The sequence below is a fragment of the Aquimarina pacifica genome, assembly GCF_000520955.1.
In the GTDB taxonomy this organism is placed as follows: Bacteria; Bacteroidota; Bacteroidia; order Flavobacteriales; family Flavobacteriaceae; genus Aquimarina; species Aquimarina pacifica.
Window position 1 is genome coordinate 203,666 of the sequence record NZ_JACC01000001.1, and the last position, 17,509, is coordinate 221,174.

General features: G+C 32.9%; 14 protein-coding genes. 10 read left to right on the plus strand and 4 right to left on the minus strand.

Annotated elements, in window-relative coordinates:
• Nucleotides 1-135 precede the first annotated feature (135 nt).
• A complete protein-coding gene (locus DZ60_RS0100780; protein WP_025739630.1) occupies nt 136-1,440 on the plus strand; it encodes a carboxypeptidase-like regulatory domain-containing protein in 1,305 nt (434 codons plus the stop codon).
• Nucleotides 1,441-1,630: 190 nt separating this feature from the next.
• Nucleotides 1,631-3,091, plus strand: coding sequence for a S41 family peptidase (locus DZ60_RS0100785; protein WP_025739632.1), 1,461 nt, complete (start codon nt 1,631-1,633; stop codon nt 3,089-3,091).
• Between the two features lie 33 nt (nt 3,092-3,124).
• On the opposite strand, the gene DZ60_RS0100790 is transcribed toward DZ60_RS0100785, so the two are convergent.
• The 4 genes from DZ60_RS0100790 to DZ60_RS0100805 all read right to left on the minus strand — a co-directional run bounded on the left by DZ60_RS0100790 (nt 3,125) and on the right by DZ60_RS0100805 (nt 9,688).
• Nucleotides 3,125-3,313: a hypothetical protein gene (locus DZ60_RS0100790; protein WP_025739633.1), complete on the minus strand. Its 189-nt coding sequence runs from the start codon at nt 3,311-3,313 to the stop codon at nt 3,125-3,127.
• Between the two features lie 300 nt (nt 3,314-3,613).
• Nucleotides 3,614-3,943, minus strand: a complete 330-nt coding sequence (locus tag DZ60_RS0100795; protein WP_152537332.1) for a hypothetical protein — start codon at nt 3,941-3,943, stop codon at nt 3,614-3,616.
• 784 nt (nt 3,944-4,727) lie between these two features.
• Nucleotides 4,728-6,167 carry a rubredoxin gene (locus DZ60_RS0100800; RefSeq protein WP_025739636.1) on the minus strand — a complete coding sequence of 480 codons (1,440 nt, stop codon included), beginning with the start codon at nt 6,165-6,167 and terminating at the stop codon, nt 4,728-4,730.
• A 2-nt stretch (nt 6,168-6,169) separates the two neighbouring features.
• Nucleotides 6,170-9,688, minus strand: a complete 3,519-nt coding sequence (locus DZ60_RS0100805; RefSeq protein WP_025739638.1) for a nitrate reductase — start codon at nt 9,686-9,688, stop codon at nt 6,170-6,172.
• 581 nt (nt 9,689-10,269) lie between these two features.
• On the opposite strand from DZ60_RS0100805, the gene DZ60_RS0100810 reads away from it, so the two are divergent.
• From DZ60_RS0100810 to DZ60_RS0100845, 8 genes are read left to right on the plus strand one after another with little or no spacing between them, the layout of a single operon-like run.
• Nucleotides 10,270-10,686, plus strand: a complete 417-nt coding sequence (locus tag DZ60_RS0100810) for a globin family protein (protein WP_025739640.1) — start codon at nt 10,270-10,272, stop codon at nt 10,684-10,686.
• A gap of 47 nt (nt 10,687-10,733) precedes the next feature.
• Complete coding sequence (locus tag DZ60_RS0100815) at nt 10,734-11,576, plus strand: c-type heme family protein (protein ID WP_025739642.1); 843 nt, start codon at nt 10,734-10,736, stop codon at nt 11,574-11,576.
• Nucleotides 11,577-11,617: 41 nt separating this feature from the next.
• A complete protein-coding gene (locus tag DZ60_RS0100820) occupies nt 11,618-12,097 on the plus strand; it encodes a hypothetical protein (protein WP_025739644.1) in 480 nt (159 codons plus the stop codon).
• 13 nt (nt 12,098-12,110) lie between these two features.
• Complete coding sequence (locus tag DZ60_RS0100825) at nt 12,111-13,151, plus strand: ferredoxin--NADP reductase (RefSeq protein ID WP_025739646.1); 1,041 nt, start codon at nt 12,111-12,113, stop codon at nt 13,149-13,151.
• Nucleotides 13,152-13,161: 10 nt separating this feature from the next.
• Nucleotides 13,162-13,884, plus strand: coding sequence for a cytochrome c3 family protein (locus DZ60_RS0100830; RefSeq protein ID WP_025739648.1), 723 nt, complete (start codon nt 13,162-13,164; stop codon nt 13,882-13,884).
• A gap of 4 nt (nt 13,885-13,888) precedes the next feature.
• Nucleotides 13,889-14,254: a hypothetical protein gene (locus DZ60_RS0100835; RefSeq protein WP_025739650.1), complete on the plus strand. Its 366-nt coding sequence runs from the start codon at nt 13,889-13,891 to the stop codon at nt 14,252-14,254.
• Nucleotides 14,255-14,286: 32 nt separating this feature from the next.
• Nucleotides 14,287-15,675 carry a cytochrome c biogenesis protein ResB gene (locus DZ60_RS0100840; RefSeq protein ID WP_241448695.1) on the plus strand — a complete coding sequence of 463 codons (1,389 nt, stop codon included), beginning with the start codon at nt 14,287-14,289 and terminating at the stop codon, nt 15,673-15,675.
• Nucleotides 15,672-17,468, plus strand: a complete 1,797-nt coding sequence (locus DZ60_RS0100845) for a cytochrome c biogenesis protein (RefSeq protein ID WP_025739655.1) — start codon at nt 15,672-15,674, stop codon at nt 17,466-17,468. The genes DZ60_RS0100840 and DZ60_RS0100845 overlap by 4 nt, the downstream gene beginning before the upstream one ends.
• Nucleotides 17,469-17,509: the final 41 nt, after the last annotated feature.

Genomic DNA, 17,509 nt, shown 5'->3' on the forward strand with positions numbered 1-17,509 from the left:
CGAAAACACCCCTCCATACATTTTCTAGGTCAAATATTTAACGGACCATTACAAAAATAGATGACAAAAAATGCTTATATTGTTAGATAGTACACCTATTAGCATTAGAGCATTGACAACCAAAAAAATAGAACTATGAAAACTATTTTATTTTATAAAAAACATACTTTTCTGACCTTATTTATCTTAATAAATATTTTAACCTATACCGAAACCATTAGTGCCTTTACATATATTCAAGATGACATTGCAGAAAGTTCTATAAATCATACCGAATATAATGGTATTGTGATTGACAAAGCATCTCTAAAGCCTTTAAAATCTGCTTCAATTTCATTGATAGGAACTAATGTCTCGACAGTAACTAACGATGAAGGAGAATTTTTATTAAAAGTACCCCAATCTGTTGACAATGGAGAAATACGCATTTCTCATCTGGGATATAAAGATGCATCAGTAAAGCTCTCAGAATTTAAGGATGAAAAACTAACGATCACTTTAAGCTTATCTGTAACCGAATTATCAGAAGTTATGATTGATAGAAAAGACCCATATGAACTGATAAAAGCAGTAATGAAGAAAAAAGGGGATAACTATATCAACGATAACACGATTATGACTGCTTTCTATAGAGAAACCATCAAAAAAAGAAGAAGTTATGTATCTCTTTCTGAAGCAGTTATTGACGTTTACAAAAACCCATATATATCTGTAAAAAATGACATTGTTAAACTCTTTAAAGCCAGAAAAAGTGCTGATTACAAGAAATTAGATACGATTACATTAAAACTGCAAGGAGGCCCAACAAGCACCTTATATATTGACGTAATGAAGAATCCTGAAATTCTTTTTACCGAGAATATGACTGAGGTTTATGAATTTAGTTTTGATCAGGCTACAACTATTAATGACCGGTATATTTATGTTTTAAAATTCAAACAACGCCCCAGTATAATTGATCCGTTATATTATGGCAAGTTATATATTGATTCTAAAACTTTGGCAATGACCAAAGCTATATTTAGTTTGAATATGGAAAACAAAGAAGAGGTTAGTAAAATGTTTGTTAGAAAAAAACCTCAAAAAGCTAAGGTGCATCTGACAGAAGCTTCATATAATATTGATTATAGAGAGAAAAATGGCAAATGGTACTATGGGTATGGGCGTATTGATCTCGGTGTAAAAATAAACTGGAAGAAAAAATTATTCAACTCTCTTTACAAATTAAATGTTGAGATGGCAATTACTGACTGGAAAAAGAACAATACTAACGAAACACTTAGGCCAAAAGATCGTCTAAAATCTTCTATTGTTCTTAGTGATGAAGCTTCTGGTTTTTCTGATCCAGAGTTTTGGGGAGCATACAATGTAATCGAACCCGAAAAATCAATAGAGTCAGCGATAAAAAAAATAAAGAAACAATTGCGCAAATTAAATTAACTCTTAATCCATACACACACCCTATTCTTCAAAACCAACTGTTGCCTCTTTCTGTTCAATAGCAAGAATTAATATTGTTAAATGACGTAATAGTTTCTATTGAAATATCATTTTTATTACTTTTACACTTAGGAAAATAAAGATTGCATCCGTCAAATCAATACAAATTCTATTTGTTTAAAATCAATTAATGAATAAGATACAATTCATTGTACTATCATTTAGTTTTATTTTGCACACTACTTCTGCCCAGAAAAGTATGGATTCAATCCATATTAATCAGGACTTTTCTATTTTTGAAAACATCCTTAAAGAGGCACACCCTAGTCTATATGAATACTGTAGTGAGGATTCTCTGAATACGGCTTTTTATACTACAAAAGAATCACTCGGCAACGGACTTTCTGATATAGATTTGTATAAGAAAATGTTGAAGATAACATCGATGGTAAAAGATGGACACCTTCAAGTATTTGCTCCAACTAGTTTTAAAACAGACCAATACTATTTTCCACTTATTCTTAAAATAATAAATACTGAGTTTTATACAGATACCGAAGAATTTAATATTCCTTTAGGCTCAAAAATCACTAAGATCAATAATAAAAGAACCTCTAAAATCTTAGAGGACTTAAAAAAATATGTGCCAAGTGATGGATACAATATAAGTAAAAAGTATCGTGGAATCGAATCTAGATTCGGCCAATATTTTGCTTATGAATATGGAATCAACCAAAAATTTACCATTGAATATATAGAGCCAAATGGCTCAAAAAAAAATAAAGAACTCCTAGCTCAGTCTTTTACCGAAGTAAACCTAAGAAACACAAAACGCAGCAGTTATTTCTATAAATATCACAAAAAAGAAAAAGGATTTGATTTTTTTAATTCATTTATTAATAACAAAAACCCCTTCGTATACTACAAAAAAAACCTTAACACTGCTGTCCTAGTTGTTAATAGCTTTGAATTAGATACCCAAACGTTCAAATCAAAACTCATTAATATATTTAATGAAATTAGAAAGAAAAAGACACAACATCTAATCATAGATATTAGACGTAATGACAAAGGATTTAGAGCTAATGCAGTACAGCTTTATGCTTATCTTTCTAAAAACACCTTCAAGCAAATAACAAGTACTTTTGTAGCTTCATTATCAATCCCACAACGAGAATATGCAAAACGAGTATTTTTGAATGAAAAAGAATTCTTAAAAGACAAGTTTAACAATCACCCTATCTATGATGGCTGGAAACTAACTTTTGATGACTTAGAAACAATGATGAGAGCCAACAAAAATAGGTTCGAAGGAAAAGTGTATGTATTGACAAGTGGCACTACCTTTTCTGCAGCTTCATCTTTTGCTCTAAACGCAAAGAATGACCCAGATATCATTTTAATAGGAGAAGAAACCGGAGGAGGTTACTATTGCTCAAATCTAGGGTTCCCTGTATATTACGAATTTCCAAATTCAAAAATCACTATGATTATGTCTATGGAAAAAATGAATTTTTACACAAAAGAAAAATCAATTCCCCGAGGCTCTGGGATTATTCCTGATAGAAAAATATTAATGAATATCAATGACTTAATAGACGGAAAAGATCGTGATTTGGATTATATTTTTAGACTAATTAAAGGAGAGTAAACATAAAAAACTCACAATCATAAATTAGATTTGCTATCCTATATAAGTATTAACACTCGTAATTAATTTGCATGAACTATGCAGCATTTGTTTAAACCGTAATGCTAAATGCTCATCATCAAACTTCATAGCTTCACTTATACTACTCGATAACACCAATTCACCAATAAGATATTCTACAAAATAATCCTGATTATCAGTTAAAAGAACATACTCTGTCATATAGCTTTTTTTGAAATCAAATTTTTGAGATAGCATATAATCTATCAATAAAAATTCTACGACAAAAATAAGAGCAAAACCAATGTTAATAGTTACGAACTCATAGAACTTTTACACATAAATATTAACAATTAACACACTAGCACCATCTCCCAAAACAAAAAAACCGAACACAAAATACTTTGTGAACGGTCTTACCAAAACGTATGTATTACGATAATATATATTAAATGTTGAGTTTGTGCTTTATTAATATTAAAGTATACTTTCTAAAATCCCCATGCTTTTATTAATAGCAAATTAGCAGAGATTTAATTCTATTTTTCGAAGTAACCCAATTTCGATATACTCCATTATTTTATCAGCCTTTCCTATTTTTTCAGTTTCTATTGGTATCCAACCATCAATTTTAATCATATCATTAGGGTTACTTCTAAAAAACATTTCATATTCATATTCTTTAAAATTACCACTATTCACAGAAGGATTTGGGCTATTTTTGGTTTTATCTGCTATTCTTTTTTTTACAATTTCAATTTTAGATGACAAATCCAATGTTTCTGTATCTCTATGCACTTCAACATCTAAAAACTCTGCAATTGAAGCCATAATTAATTCTTCTAATTTCATAAGCATAAATTTTTTGTTAATAATAATATCAAAGTACCCAATTTTTAAAAACCCAAAAAAGTCTCTTCCCAAAACCAAGTACCCCTATTTTTCAAGGGGGTCAATATACAAATAACTTAATATAATAAACAAATACCCCTTAAAAACATACCAAAAATACATATAAATAGTAAATAATTAAAAACAGACCCCTACAAAAATAGGGGTCATGCCCAATAATTATATTTTTATAGGAAATTTTTAATTAAAATGATTATTTGTTAATTGAAAACTGAAAAATTATTTTATTTCTAACGTAAAAAGAGCCAAAACATCTAAAAAAACAACAACAAATACTTAATTGAACTAAGAAAAACTGAAGAAAAATCTTTTAAATGTTAGAATCAAAGACACACCATAGAATTAAAGAAACTAATTAAGTGATAACGACAAACCACTAAGGAAAAACCACTAAGACAAAACCGCAATAAGAAGTGCGTATTAAGATTTTCGTATAACATTAGCCAATCATACAATAACATAAATAAAACCTTAAAACTGAAGAAAACTTTTCATTTTATGAGTGTTCTCAATTTCAACAACCAAGTTAGTTGCGCTACATGAATCAAGTAACATTCATAAAATCGAAAACACTTCTCAAATTATCGATCAACTCTCATCGAAGACATTAAGAACAGTAATTAAAATAAACCAAAAGGATCAAATAATTTTTCTGTTTCTTTATACCCAACACATTGTTAGGTCTATATCGTAGACTTGTATTTTACTCCATATAAAAAAAGTATCAAACTACCTGCATAATTATTTTTTCGAAATCAGTTTTTGGAGCCTCACATAAAGGACAAGAGTACTCATCAGAAACTTCATCAAAATCAACTCCAGCTGGTATTTGCGCAACAATATCACCTATAGAAGGGTCATAAACAGTCTTACAATCTTTGCACTGATACACCTCTATTTCTATAACCTCTTTTTTCTGAGCAACACCAGGTGTATGTACCTCTTCAGTTCCTAATTTCTGAAAGTACGTTTTTGTCAATTCTAACAATATACTATTAAGATCTTTTTGGTCAACATCTTGAGCATACATTAAATACTGCCTTGAATTAGGGTTAAAATTCTTTGCATGCAGTACATTAAATGTTGGATTAATATGAAAATCTTTAACAGAATCCGGAGCAGTATTCCTTTCTATAACAATAGATGTAAAATACCTCTTACCATCACTAGTATCAGAAACACCAAATGTCAACCCATAGGTACTTATATCATTTTGGTCAAAATTTGTTACCAAAAATTTCTTTAGAGACAAGGCATCTGCGTTATCTACTGGTAAATGCCAATTTAGCTCTAGTGCCGAATGTCGAACATTAATACCAAACTGACCTAATAATTTTTCTAACGGTAATTTACTCTCATTAGGAATCCCCTTTATAATAAATGATTTCCAGGGAGTAAGGCAAATTTTACCTATTCTATGCTCAACACTAAATTCGCACAAAGCTTTTAAGAACTTTAGATCATACTTATTATTTCTCCAGTATAACCCTAACCAATACTGATTAATCCCCATTTTGTTCATCCCTTCATAATAAGGAAAAGGGTTAAAAGGAATTTGTAATGGTTTTTCTATTACTCTATTATTAGTATCTATACTCTCATTAAGAAACTGAAAAAGCTCCCCAACATCATTAACCTTTGTATAATTATTTTCAATTGCCTCTGCAATTTTTGCAATATCCCATGTATAAATTAATGCAGGATAATACACTTCTTCCCAACCAGGAAGCTTAAGAAACAAATACCAATAATCCTCATTAGGAGATGCAATAAAATTAAGATCTCCAGAAAACAAGGGAACCAGCTGTTGTTTTGGATCGGTAATATTTATTTTCAAATTTGGTTGATAACGAAAATCTTCGAGTATGTACAAATAAGTTGTTCCTCGAAGCCAAACAGTAGCATTAAATATATCTATTGACACATACGAAGAACAAATATTTTGCTGCTGTTTTGAAGTAAAGAAAGAATCATCAAAAGACTCATTTTTTGTAATCAAGTTTCCATCACAATCATTTACCGGAAAAATAATATCTTGTCTTGATCCGAAATAAAAATTTTCTAAATTAAGACTTTGTGCATACTCAATAATACGCTGTAACTCAACAGGGGATAGAACACCTCCTTTTATATCAATTCTTTGTAAAACTTGTTCGTTTTTCATACCTAAGCCATTTGCAAAACATTATTCAATACCTCTTTTACCTCTGGTTTGCAGCTACCGCATCCCAATCCTGCCCCTGTACTAATGCATAACTCACTAAAATCTTCACATCCAGATTTGATTGCTTCTTCTAAATTACCCTCTCCCACTTGACTGCAAGAACAAATCAACTTTCCTATTACTGGTTTATCTGGCTGAGAAGACCTTAACAACTCTTCTCTTCTCTCAGACAACTCTATCCTTTCCTCAATGAGACGTTTAAAATCAGCAAACTCACTCTTGTCTCCCATTAATATCGCACCAACAAGTCGATCATCTTTTACGATACACCGCTTGTAAAAACGTTTTCCTACATCCATAAATACCACCTCCTCATATGACGGGTCATTTTTGGGCATATCCAGATTACCTATACTACACAGATCCAGGTCTTCAAATTTTAGAATATTCATAAATACAGACCCTTTGTATATAGCACTATAATCTCCCAGTAAATACTTAGCAACAATATCAGACTGCTGCTCTGCCGCTGCAGTAATCCCGAATAAATTACCTTCGAATTCTGCTATTTCTCCAACAGCAAAAATACTTGGATCACTCGATTGCAAATATTGATTTACTAGAATCCCTCGACGACATTCTACCCCTATCTTTTTTGCAATATCAATATTAGGAATAGTACCTATTGAGTACACTACTGCATTACAGACGAAAGTTTTACCAGATTTCAAATTAACAACTAAATCCCCAGACTCTTGATTAAAAACAGTATCGACCTCATTATCAAAATGAATTTGAATTCCTTTTTCTCGTACATCTTCTGCCAATAACCTACTAGCAACAATATCCAACTGACGCTCCATCAATCGACTTCCCCTTTGGATGATTGTTATTTTAACTTCTTTTTTCCTTAATGCTGCTGCGAGTTCAAGCCCTAGTAACCCACCACCAACAATGGTAACATGCTGCTTATTATCTGGCAAACCAGTTTCGCTAAGATACGTTTTCAATTTATCTGCATCACCTCTATCACGCATAGTAAATCGTCCTGGCAAATGAATTGGCACTTCTTTGGGTACAAAAGCCCTACTGCCTGTAGCCATCAAAATAACATCATACGTATGTTTTTGCCCTTTACTATCTTTAATATATTTCTCTTCTCTATTAATTTCTGTGATGGGGTTACTTGTTGACAGCGTCACATTAAGAGACTCCATACTACCTTCACGCATTTTCTGTAACTGTTCCCACTTCAATTCCTCACTCACATATTCAGGAAGCAATACACGATTATAAAATGGATACGGCTCTTTAGAAAATACAATAATTTCATCCTCTGTATTATGTTCTCTATACGTCTGTATAAATCGATATGCAGCTGTTCCTGCACCAATTATACATATTTTTTGCTTTTTCTTTACAAACTTATAAACCTGAACTGCTGAGAATTTAAAATCTGGTTCTTTAGAAATCGGGTCTATAATATCTGTTGTCAAATTATTGGCTCTTCCATAATCATTGCCCATAACCTTACCCCAATGCATCGGAAGAAAAACAACACCTTTTCCTATAGTATCCGAAACCTTTACTTTTACCTGAACCTTACCACGTCTACTCTCTACTACAGCTATATCTCCATCGTTTAATTGCCTTAGAAAAGCATCTACTTGGTTTATCTCTAAATACGGATGAGGAATATGAGTAACTAGCTTATTTACTTTTCCTGTTTTGGTACGTGTATGCCATTGATCACGAACTCTTCCTGTTGTAAGGATTAACGGATGTTTTTCTGTAACCAATTCTGACGTAGGCTTAGTAAATTTTGGAACTATAAATTTTGCATTTCCTGTATCTGTATAGAATTTTTTATCTTCAAATAAACGCGGAGTTCCACTATGATTATACTCAGGAACCGGCCACTGAAAACTTCCTTCTGACTTTAATCTATTATACGAAAGACCTGTTATATCAATATTCGTTCCTTTGGTAAGATTACAATGTTCTTTATATACTTCTTCTGCATTCGAATAATCAAAACCATTGTACCCCATTCTTTGTGCAAATCTCCACAAAATTTCTGCATCAGGTAATGCTTCTCCCGGAGGATTTACTACTTTATTAAGATACGTAATACGTCGTTCACTATTGGTCATCGTACCTTCTTTTTCTGCCCAACCAGCGGCAGGCAAAATCAAATCCGCATATTCTAATGTCTCAGACCTATTTGATATATCTTGTACAACAACAAATTTTGCATTTTTCAATGCTTTTTCAACCTTATTAGAATTTGGCAAACTAACCAAAGGATTGGTACAAATAATCCAGACAGCTTTTAGTTTTCCACTATCTAATGCATCAAACATCTCTGTTGCGGTATAACCTGGTTTGCCAGAAATTTCTTTACCACCCCAAAAATTAGCTACTTCCCTTCTATGCTCATCATTTCCGAGATCTCTATGTGCAGCAAGCAAATTTGCCATACCTCCTACTTCTCTTCCACCCATTGCATTTGGCTGACCCGTCAATGAAAAAGGACCTGAACCAGGTTTTCCTATATGCCCCGTTAGTAAAGACAGATTCAACAATGCATTATTCTTATTTACACCAATAGAACTTTGATTAAGCCCCATGGCCCATAAAGTTATAAATCCTTTGGCATCAGAAATATAAGAAGCTGCTTTTTTAATATCATTTACAGAAACCCCACATGTTTTTGCAGCATCACTCAGTGATGCCGAAGCTAAAGAAGCCTTAAGGGCATCATAATTATCAGTATGGTTAGCTATAAAATTTTTGTCAATTTTTTTTCTATCAATTAGTCGTTTAGCGATTGCATTATATAACACCACATCTGTCCCCGGAATTATCTGCAAATGCAAATCAGCAATATCACAAGAAGGTGTTTTTCTCGGATCTACAACTATTATTTTTGTATTTGGATTTTTCTCTTTGTGAGCTTCAATTCTTCTAAACAAAATAGGATGACACCATGCTGGGTTAGCTCCTGCAATCATAAAACAATCTGCTAACTCAATATCTTCATACGCAATTGGCACACTATCTTCTCCCAAAGCCTGTTTATAACCCACTACGGCAGAACTCATACATAAACGAGAGTTCGTATCAACATTATTGGTTCCTATAAAACCTTTTGCTAATTTATTAACCAAATAATACTCTTCTGTAAGACACTGCCCAGACACATAAAAACCAACACTATCTGGTCCGTATTTTTTTATAATAGAATCAAAAACAACAGCCGCTCGATCAAATGCTTGATCCCAAGAAACACGCTGTAATTCATGGCCTTTACTCCATCTCATTTCTGGATACAGAAGGCGGTCACTTTTATCTTGCACTACATGATGTAAATTCATTCCTTTAGAACATAATTTACCTTCATTAACAGGATGTTCTGGATCTCCCTCGACAGTTATCACTCCTTTAGCATCCTTTTTTGCTATAATTCCGCAACCGACACCACAATAGGAACATGTAGTTTTGTATGATTTGAATGCCATAAAACATTTTTTTTCAATGAAATTAAATACAACAGCAATATTACGTATTAATACTTAAAAATCATATTTAGAACATAGATTACTAGTCAAAATGATACGTAATTATCAATTTCTTAAAAAATCAATCTAAAAAAATAAATTTGTAAAAAAGCACGCTAATCTACTTGTATTTACACAACAAGACCTGTACATTCTTTAAAAAAATAAGCATAAACAAATGATAATCAATACAAAAGACCTAAAACACATTTTATAACCACATCAACTTTCTTCAGAAACTCTTAAGTAACACTCCCCGCTCTCTGAACTTTACCTAATCTAGCATTTCAAATAAAAAAAGGCAGAAATACTTATTTTTATTGATTCAATCAATTTAATTATTTAAAAATAAACAAAACACATTAAATATGTTAATTAACAACATATATGACAATCAAAACAACAAAAAGCATTGAAAAACACTCTAAAATAGCATTTTAGCAAAAAATTCCATTTTTGAATTTTGATTTTTTTAAAATACATTTGGATAAAAATTAAGTATTAATACTTAATATTAGTTCACATCTAAACAAATTGTAATTATGGAAAAAAAGACAATTGAATTAGTACAAAGTTCTTTCAGCAAAGTAGCCCCTATTGCAGAAACCGCAGCAGAAATATTTTACAACAAGCTTTTTGAGCTAGATCCAGCTTTAAAACCGCTTTTTCCGGCAGATAATACTGACGCAATGAAAGGGCAAGGTAATAAACTGATGACAATGCTTGCTTCAGCCGTTGCTGGTTTAAGTGATCTTGATAAACTTGTACCTATACTTCAGGATCTAGGTAAAAGACATGTAGAATATAAAGTAGAATCTTCTCATTACGATACCGTAGGAGCAGCATTATTAGGAACCCTTGAAACTGGATTAGGCGACGACTTTACTCCTGAAGTAAAAACTGCCTGGGCTGACACCTATACGGTAATGGCCGATGTTATGAAAGGAGCAGCTTACTAGTAAGAAACAAAAACAATGATAACGTTCACAACTAAAAACATACAACTATGAAAACGCTAAAAACAAAAGGAATCCTTTTTCTATCCTTAGCTATCAGTAGCCTTATAATACAATCTTGCGGAGGCGTTCCTGAGGATACATCTATTAGCGCTCCTTCTGACAAAGCATTTGCCGTTGCAGAAGTACTCACGTTAATCGCAGAAGAAAATGATATCACAAGAACATTATACACAAAAGGAATTGTTGGTGCAGGAAAAAAACAAGGATTAAAATTTGACGAAGACTGGCAAGATGATGAAATTGAAGCTGGACCACTACCTGCTCTTTTTCTTAGAGGTATTTCTTCGGATATCAGAAAAAGTGATGTTCCTTTAGGATTATACTTAGGGTCTGATTTCCCAATCAATGCCTCGAACAAATTTCAAGGAAAACAAGCTGAATTATTCGAGAAAATTAAGAGTACCGAAAAGCCACAACATTTTTATGAAGAAGATCAGAAGCTATACACTTCTATGTTTGCTGATCTTGCTGTTGCAGCACCTTGTGTTAATTGCCACAACGATCACAAAAACACAACAAAAACCGACTGGAAACTAGGTGATGTAATGGGAGCAACCACATGGCAGTACCCTTCAGACTCTTTATCCGTAAAAGAGGCTATTGGTGTTATCAATGCATATAGAAATGGAACAAAAGCAATTTATAATGCATATTTAGAAGAAATTGCTGGTTTCAAAATAGATAGTACAAAACCACAAATCGGAGACAAGTGGCCTTCTAAAGGGTTCTATTTACCAACAGCAGAGGTGTTTATTGACAGTGTTCGACAACTTGCCTCATATAAAAGTTTAGAGCTATTATTAGGTTCTAAAAGTGTAGCTTCTAATTAGATAATTAACTATTATCTCATATTTTAAAAAATAAAAATATAGTGAAAAAATCGTATAGCTTTTTGGTCATTGGGTTCATAACGCTGATTCTGTATATTCTTCAATATACGCTAAACCTAAAATGGCAATGGCTATACGATCTCCAATTAGATGAAGATTATAAGCGATGGTCGGGGGTTGTTGTTGGTGTTTTTATTCTTTTTCAATGGATTCTTACGGTAACAAGAGTCTTCAAGAAATTAAAAAAATACGCTATGCAGTTCACTACCTGGCATAAGTGGATAGGTGTAATATCTCCATTATTCTTTTATGCTCACGCTATGGAATTTGGTTATGGATACTTAGCACTACTTTCTTATATATTTTTTATAAATATGATATTGGGAACCATCAATCTTGACATTCTTAAAAGTCAAAAAAATTGGATTTTCCAATCATGGATGATTACACATGTAGCATTATCAATTGTTATAACATTCATTGTAGTATTTCACATAGGCGTGGTGTTTTACTACGAGTAAAAATTTAGATTCGATGAACCTTACAGTCCAAGAAATAATAAATGAAACCGAAGACGCTGTTAGTGTTGTTTTTAATAAAGGTGGAATCTTTAATAAAATAAAATACAAAGCCGGACAATTTCTTACGGTAAAAATACCTATCAAAGGCAAAATAGAGAAAAGAGCATATTCGTTTAGCAGCAGTCCAGTAACCGATAAGTTCCTTCGCATTACGGTTAAAAAAGTGCAAGAAGGTCTGGTATCTAATTATATATGCGACAACCTGAAAAAAGGTGAAAAAGTAGAAATAGACAAACCCGCCGGAAGTTTCTTTGTGATCCCCGATAAGAAAACAAAAAACAAATACGTTTTTTTTGCAGGAGGTAGCGGTATAACACCTATATTTTCGATAATTCAAACCGTTCTAGAAAAAGAACCACTATCAGATGCTGTTCTTATATATGCCAATAGAAATGAAGAATCTATTATTTTCAAAAAAGCACTTGAAGATCTTGAAACAAAATATCCATCAAAACTTTCTATAGAACATATTCTAGAGAAAAAAACCACAGATCTACCCAATTACCATCAAGACTTACTCAATGAAGATCTAATTAGCGAAATTTTACAAAAACACCAATTACAATATACAGACGGTAAATATATGATGTGCGGCCCACAAGGTTTTATGGATACTGCCAAAGAAATTTTAGCTAAAAATGGGATTACCAGAGATAAGATTAAACTAGAGGCTTTTAGTGCAAACTTTGTAAGATCTAGTAATGCAAAAGACTTACTCAGTAATGTAACTATATATCACGATAATAAAAAACATACACTAGAGGTTCCTGGAGACAAAACAATACTTCAAGCGGCAATGGCTAACAATATTATGCTTCCATACCTATGTAGGTCAGGAATGTGCAGTAATTGTAAGGCTAAATGCGTGTCGGGTGATGTAAAAATGATTGATGGACACTTACTATCAGAAGAGGAGGTCGCAGAAGGAAATATCCTTACTTGCATCAGTTTCCCTACTACAGAAGATGTCAGCATAAGTTTTTTAAACGATTAGACAACAGTATATGTTCAACAAAAACCCGCTTCGCAAAAGACAATATATTGGTTCTTTAATTGGTATTGCAATAGGTATACTTATTTATGTTTTACTACCACTTAAGCAAAATGAAGACTTTTTAAGCTTAGGTCCATTAAACACAGGTCATGAAGGATTATCATGTAACGCTTGCCATACAGATGCCAAAGGAAACCTTTTGCAACAATTACAATCTAATATTTCTTATACATTCGGATTGCGAAAAACAAAAGCTGATTTTGGCACAGAAAATGTCGACAATAAAAAATGCTTAGAATGTCATGACAGACCTAATGACAGACACCCAACCCATCGTTTTCTAGAACCAAAGTTTAAAGATGCAATCGCAAATATTAACGCTACAGAATGTGAAACATGTCACAAAGAGCATAATGGTACTCGAATCGTTCTAAAAGAAGCTACTTTTTGTGTTAACTGCCACTACGATCTCGAAGTTAAAAATGATCCCATTGATACACCGCATGCTACACTAATCGCTAATGAACAATGGAGTACATGTTTGCAGTGCCATGATTTTCATGGAAATCATATCTATTCAGTTGCAGAAAAAATGAAAGACACTATCCCTTTGAAGCAAATACAAGAGTATTTAAAGGGAGGAAAAGATCCATTTTCTAGTAAGAAAAAACACCTTCCTCTTAGTGAGGAAGAGTGGTTAAAAATGAAGCAAAAATATAGCAAAACTAAATAATGTCATGAAAACTAATACACACAAAAAAATAGTAGTAGTACTTTCTTTGGTTACATTTTTAATAAGTAGCTGTAAAAAAGAAGAGACATGTGATATTCCTCAAGAAATCACATACACTAAACAAATTGCAAGTATGGTAGAAACAGAATGTTTTTTGTGTCATGCTCCCGATGTGTACAAAAAGAAGGCTTCTAGGAACAAGATTTTTGACTACCCTAGTCTTAAGAAAATGGGAGAAAGTGGTCAACTAATTGGTTCTATTACTCATGCCAAGGGCTATATTGCTATGCCTTACAGAAAAAATAAAAAAATAGATAGCTGTGCTATTGAGGTCTTTAAAAAATGGGTCGACTTAGGAATGCCAGAATAAAGACTCATTCCTTACAATAAAATTAAAAAGACTTGAACCACATTCTAAAAATACTATTCTCAAATCGACTAAGCGGAGTACTATTACTCATTTTTGCGCTGGCAATGGCGTTGGCTACATTTATAGAAAATGATTATGGCACAGAAACTGCCCGAGCACTTATTTATAGTGCCAAATGGTTTGAAATTTTAATCCTACTACTAGCAATCAATTTTATTGGAAACATTGCCAAATATAACCTTTTTAGTTGGCAAAAAGCCCCGATATTTCTATTTCATTTAGGATTTATCATTATTATTCTGGGAGCTGGCGTTACCAAGTATAGAGGATACGAAGCACTAATGACAATCAAAGAAGGAGAGGATAGTAACCGAATGATTTCTATTGATAGTTACCTACAAGTGCAAGCAGGTAATGGATCCATAAACAAAAACCATAGTAGTACCCCTTTACTATTAAGCGAATTGGGATTTAATAGTATTCACGAAAAATTTGACTTTGACAATAAAGAAGTATCTATAAAACTAAAGGAATACATTCCTAGAGCAAAGTATACCTTAGAAGATGACAATACAAACGGAAAAACATATCTACATGTAGTCATTGCCGAAAACGAGCAAAGAAGAGATTTTTATATTGAAAAAGGAAAAAGAGAAGTAATATTTGGCATTCCGATAGCATTCGAAAGTCAAAATAATATGAAAGGAGACATAACCATCAAAAAAAGTGTAGGGGATTGGTTAGCCACCTTTCCTGAGGACACCAATTATTTTTCGATGCTTTTAAATAAATCAAGCTATTATCCAAAGGACAGCTTGGTTCCTTTGCAGTTCAAAGCACTAAGTACCATAAACAATTTACCTGTGGTATTTAATGAAGTGGTATTTAACAAGACTCGAAAAATTACTTCTACAAAAAAAGATTCTGAAAAAAAGAATGAAGAATCTGCAATTATTGTATCGGTAGAATCAGGGAAGGATTTTAAGGAAGTTACCTTGCTCGGCGGCAGAGGGTATATGAATCCGTATAGTACGGTTTTCATAAACGGAATACATCTAAAAATCAGGTATGGATCCAAACCCATACCATTACCATTCTCTCTTTTTCTCAAGGATTTTACACTAGAACGCTATCCAGGCTCCGACAGCCCTTCTGCATTCTATAGCGACTTTGAGGTTCAGGAAAAAAACAAATTATTCAATTATACCATTTTCATGAATAATGTATTAAATCATAGGGGGTATCGTTTTTTCCAATCCGCATATTTACCCGATGAAAGTGGCACCATCCTCTCTGTTAATAAAGATTATTGGGGAACCTTAATTACTTATATAGGATATGGCGCCTTAGGGTTTGGCATGTTTATAAGCCTATTCTGGAAAAATTCGCATTTCGCAATCCTATTGAAAACATTAAAATGAAAAAAAACAACTACCCTTCTTTATATTTCTTCTTTTTTCTGTTTTTTGTTCATACTTCAATTATCAGTCAACAATTACACAGCCTCAAAACTCATGAACTAATACATCGACAATTAATCAATATTGAGCATGCCAATTTAATGTCATCATTACAAGTGCAAGATTTTCAAGGTAGAATGAAACCAATCCATACACTATCTCTTGAGTTACTTCGTAAAATTTATGGAAAAAACTCCTACCGCTATTATGACAAGAACAACCAAAAACAAACCCTTACTCCTACCCAAGTGTTCTTGGGCATGCAATATAAACCTGACTCGTGGCAATTAATCAATTGCATTAAAATCGAAAAAAAAGCAATTCCTGACTTAAAAGGATTACTAAAAATAACTCATGACGGCTACTCATCACCATCACAGTTTTTTGATTTTAAAGGAAACTATCGTTTAAAAGAGATTGTGAATAAAGCCTATGAAACTGCTCCGGGAAAAAGAAACGCTTTTGACAAAGACATTATAAAGATTGATGAACGAATTAACATTGTTTGGGCAATCTTTAACGGGCAATTTTTACGAATTTTTCCAAAAAAAGGAGATCCAGACAAAAAGTGGTATGCTCCTATGAACCCCGAAATAGAACTACCAAATGAAGATAGCAAATTTTACGAAAAAATAATCCCTACCTACTTCGCACAATTGACAGAAGGACAAGAAACCAAAAACTGGAATAAAGCAAATGAGACTGTTCAGCTTTTAAAAAACTTTCAAGAAAAAAATGGTGCAGATGTATTATTATCTAAAGAGAAGGTACGTTGGGAAATTTGGTTTAACACAAACAACGTATTTTTTCTTTGCATGATAGGATATACTTTATTAGGCATCACGCTTCTTGTGTTAAGCTTTCTGCACCTCATAATTCATAGAAAAAATAAACTTTCGCAAGGGATACGGTTACTTATTATGCTTATTACCATGGTCTTCTTTTATCATGCTTTCGGGATCATTATTCGTTGGTATATATCAGGTCATGCACCATGGAGTAATGGGTATGAAGCAACCGTTTTTATTGCCTGGGTTGGGATGCTCGCTGGTTTGATTTTTGCAAAAAAAAGCTCTTTTACCCCTGCCGTATCTTGCATTCTGGCTTTTTGCTTGTTAGGGATTGCCCATGGCAGTCTAATGAGTCCCGAAATCACTAATCTTGTCCCTGTACTAAAATCATATTGGCTGCTAATTCATGTGGCAATAATAACAGGAAGCTATGGTTTCTTAGCCTTGGGATCTCTCCTTTCGCTAATCGTTTTATTAATGATGACCATAAACAAAATTATGAAAAGCGATCGAATAGATGAGACCATTCGCGAAATTACCAATATAAATCAACTAACAAGTACTATTGGCTTATACATGCTAACTATTGGCACTTTTTTAGGAGGAATATGGGCAAACGAATCCTGGGGAAGATACTGGGGATGGGACCCAAAGGAAACCTGGGCACTTATCAGTATCATCATTTATTCCTTTGTTTTACATATCAGGATAATTATCCCTAAAAATTTCCTGTATATCTATAATGTTTGTAGCTTTTTTGCTATCGGAAGTTTGATCATGACTTTTTTCGGTGTCAATTACTACCTATCGGGACTGCACTCTTATGCAAAAGGAGATTCTTTTCCAATCCCATCTTGGCTCTACATAGTAGTTCCTTTGGCTATTCTTTTAAGCATACTTCCTAAGCTCAATTTTCCCAGAAAAAATCATCGTATAAAAAAACCGGCCACACTAGATGCGTGACCGGCAAACAAGAAACATTATAAAGTTAACAATTTTAACTA

Coding starts and splice junctions, on each gene's coding strand:
- DZ60_RS0100790 (WP_025739633.1), bottom strand. CDS start 3,313: ATGACAGAGTATGTTCTTTTAACTGATAATCAGGATTATTTTGTAGAA.
- DZ60_RS0100835 (WP_025739650.1), top strand. CDS start 13,889: ATGAAAACTAATACACACAAAAAAATAGTAGTAGTACTTTCTTTGGTT.
- DZ60_RS0100845 (WP_025739655.1), top strand. CDS start 15,672: ATGAAAAAAAACAACTACCCTTCTTTATATTTCTTCTTTTTTCTGTTT.
- DZ60_RS0100830 (WP_025739648.1), top strand. CDS start 13,162: ATGTTCAACAAAAACCCGCTTCGCAAAAGACAATATATTGGTTCTTTA.
- DZ60_RS0100810 (WP_025739640.1), top strand. CDS start 10,270: ATGGAAAAAAAGACAATTGAATTAGTACAAAGTTCTTTCAGCAAAGTA.
- DZ60_RS0100785 (WP_025739632.1), top strand. CDS start 1,631: ATGAATAAGATACAATTCATTGTACTATCATTTAGTTTTATTTTGCAC.
- DZ60_RS0100815 (WP_025739642.1), top strand. CDS start 10,734: ATGAAAACGCTAAAAACAAAAGGAATCCTTTTTCTATCCTTAGCTATC.
- DZ60_RS0100795 (WP_152537332.1), bottom strand. CDS start 3,943: ATGAAATTAGAAGAATTAATTATGGCTTCAATTGCAGAGTTTTTAGAT.
- DZ60_RS0100825 (WP_025739646.1), top strand. CDS start 12,111: ATGAACCTTACAGTCCAAGAAATAATAAATGAAACCGAAGACGCTGTT.
- DZ60_RS0100800 (WP_025739636.1), bottom strand. CDS start 6,167: ATGAAAAACGAACAAGTTTTACAAAGAATTGATATAAAAGGAGGTGTT.
- DZ60_RS0100780 (WP_025739630.1), top strand. CDS start 136: ATGAAAACTATTTTATTTTATAAAAAACATACTTTTCTGACCTTATTT.
- DZ60_RS0100805 (WP_025739638.1), bottom strand. CDS start 9,688: ATGGCATTCAAATCATACAAAACTACATGTTCCTATTGTGGTGTCGGT.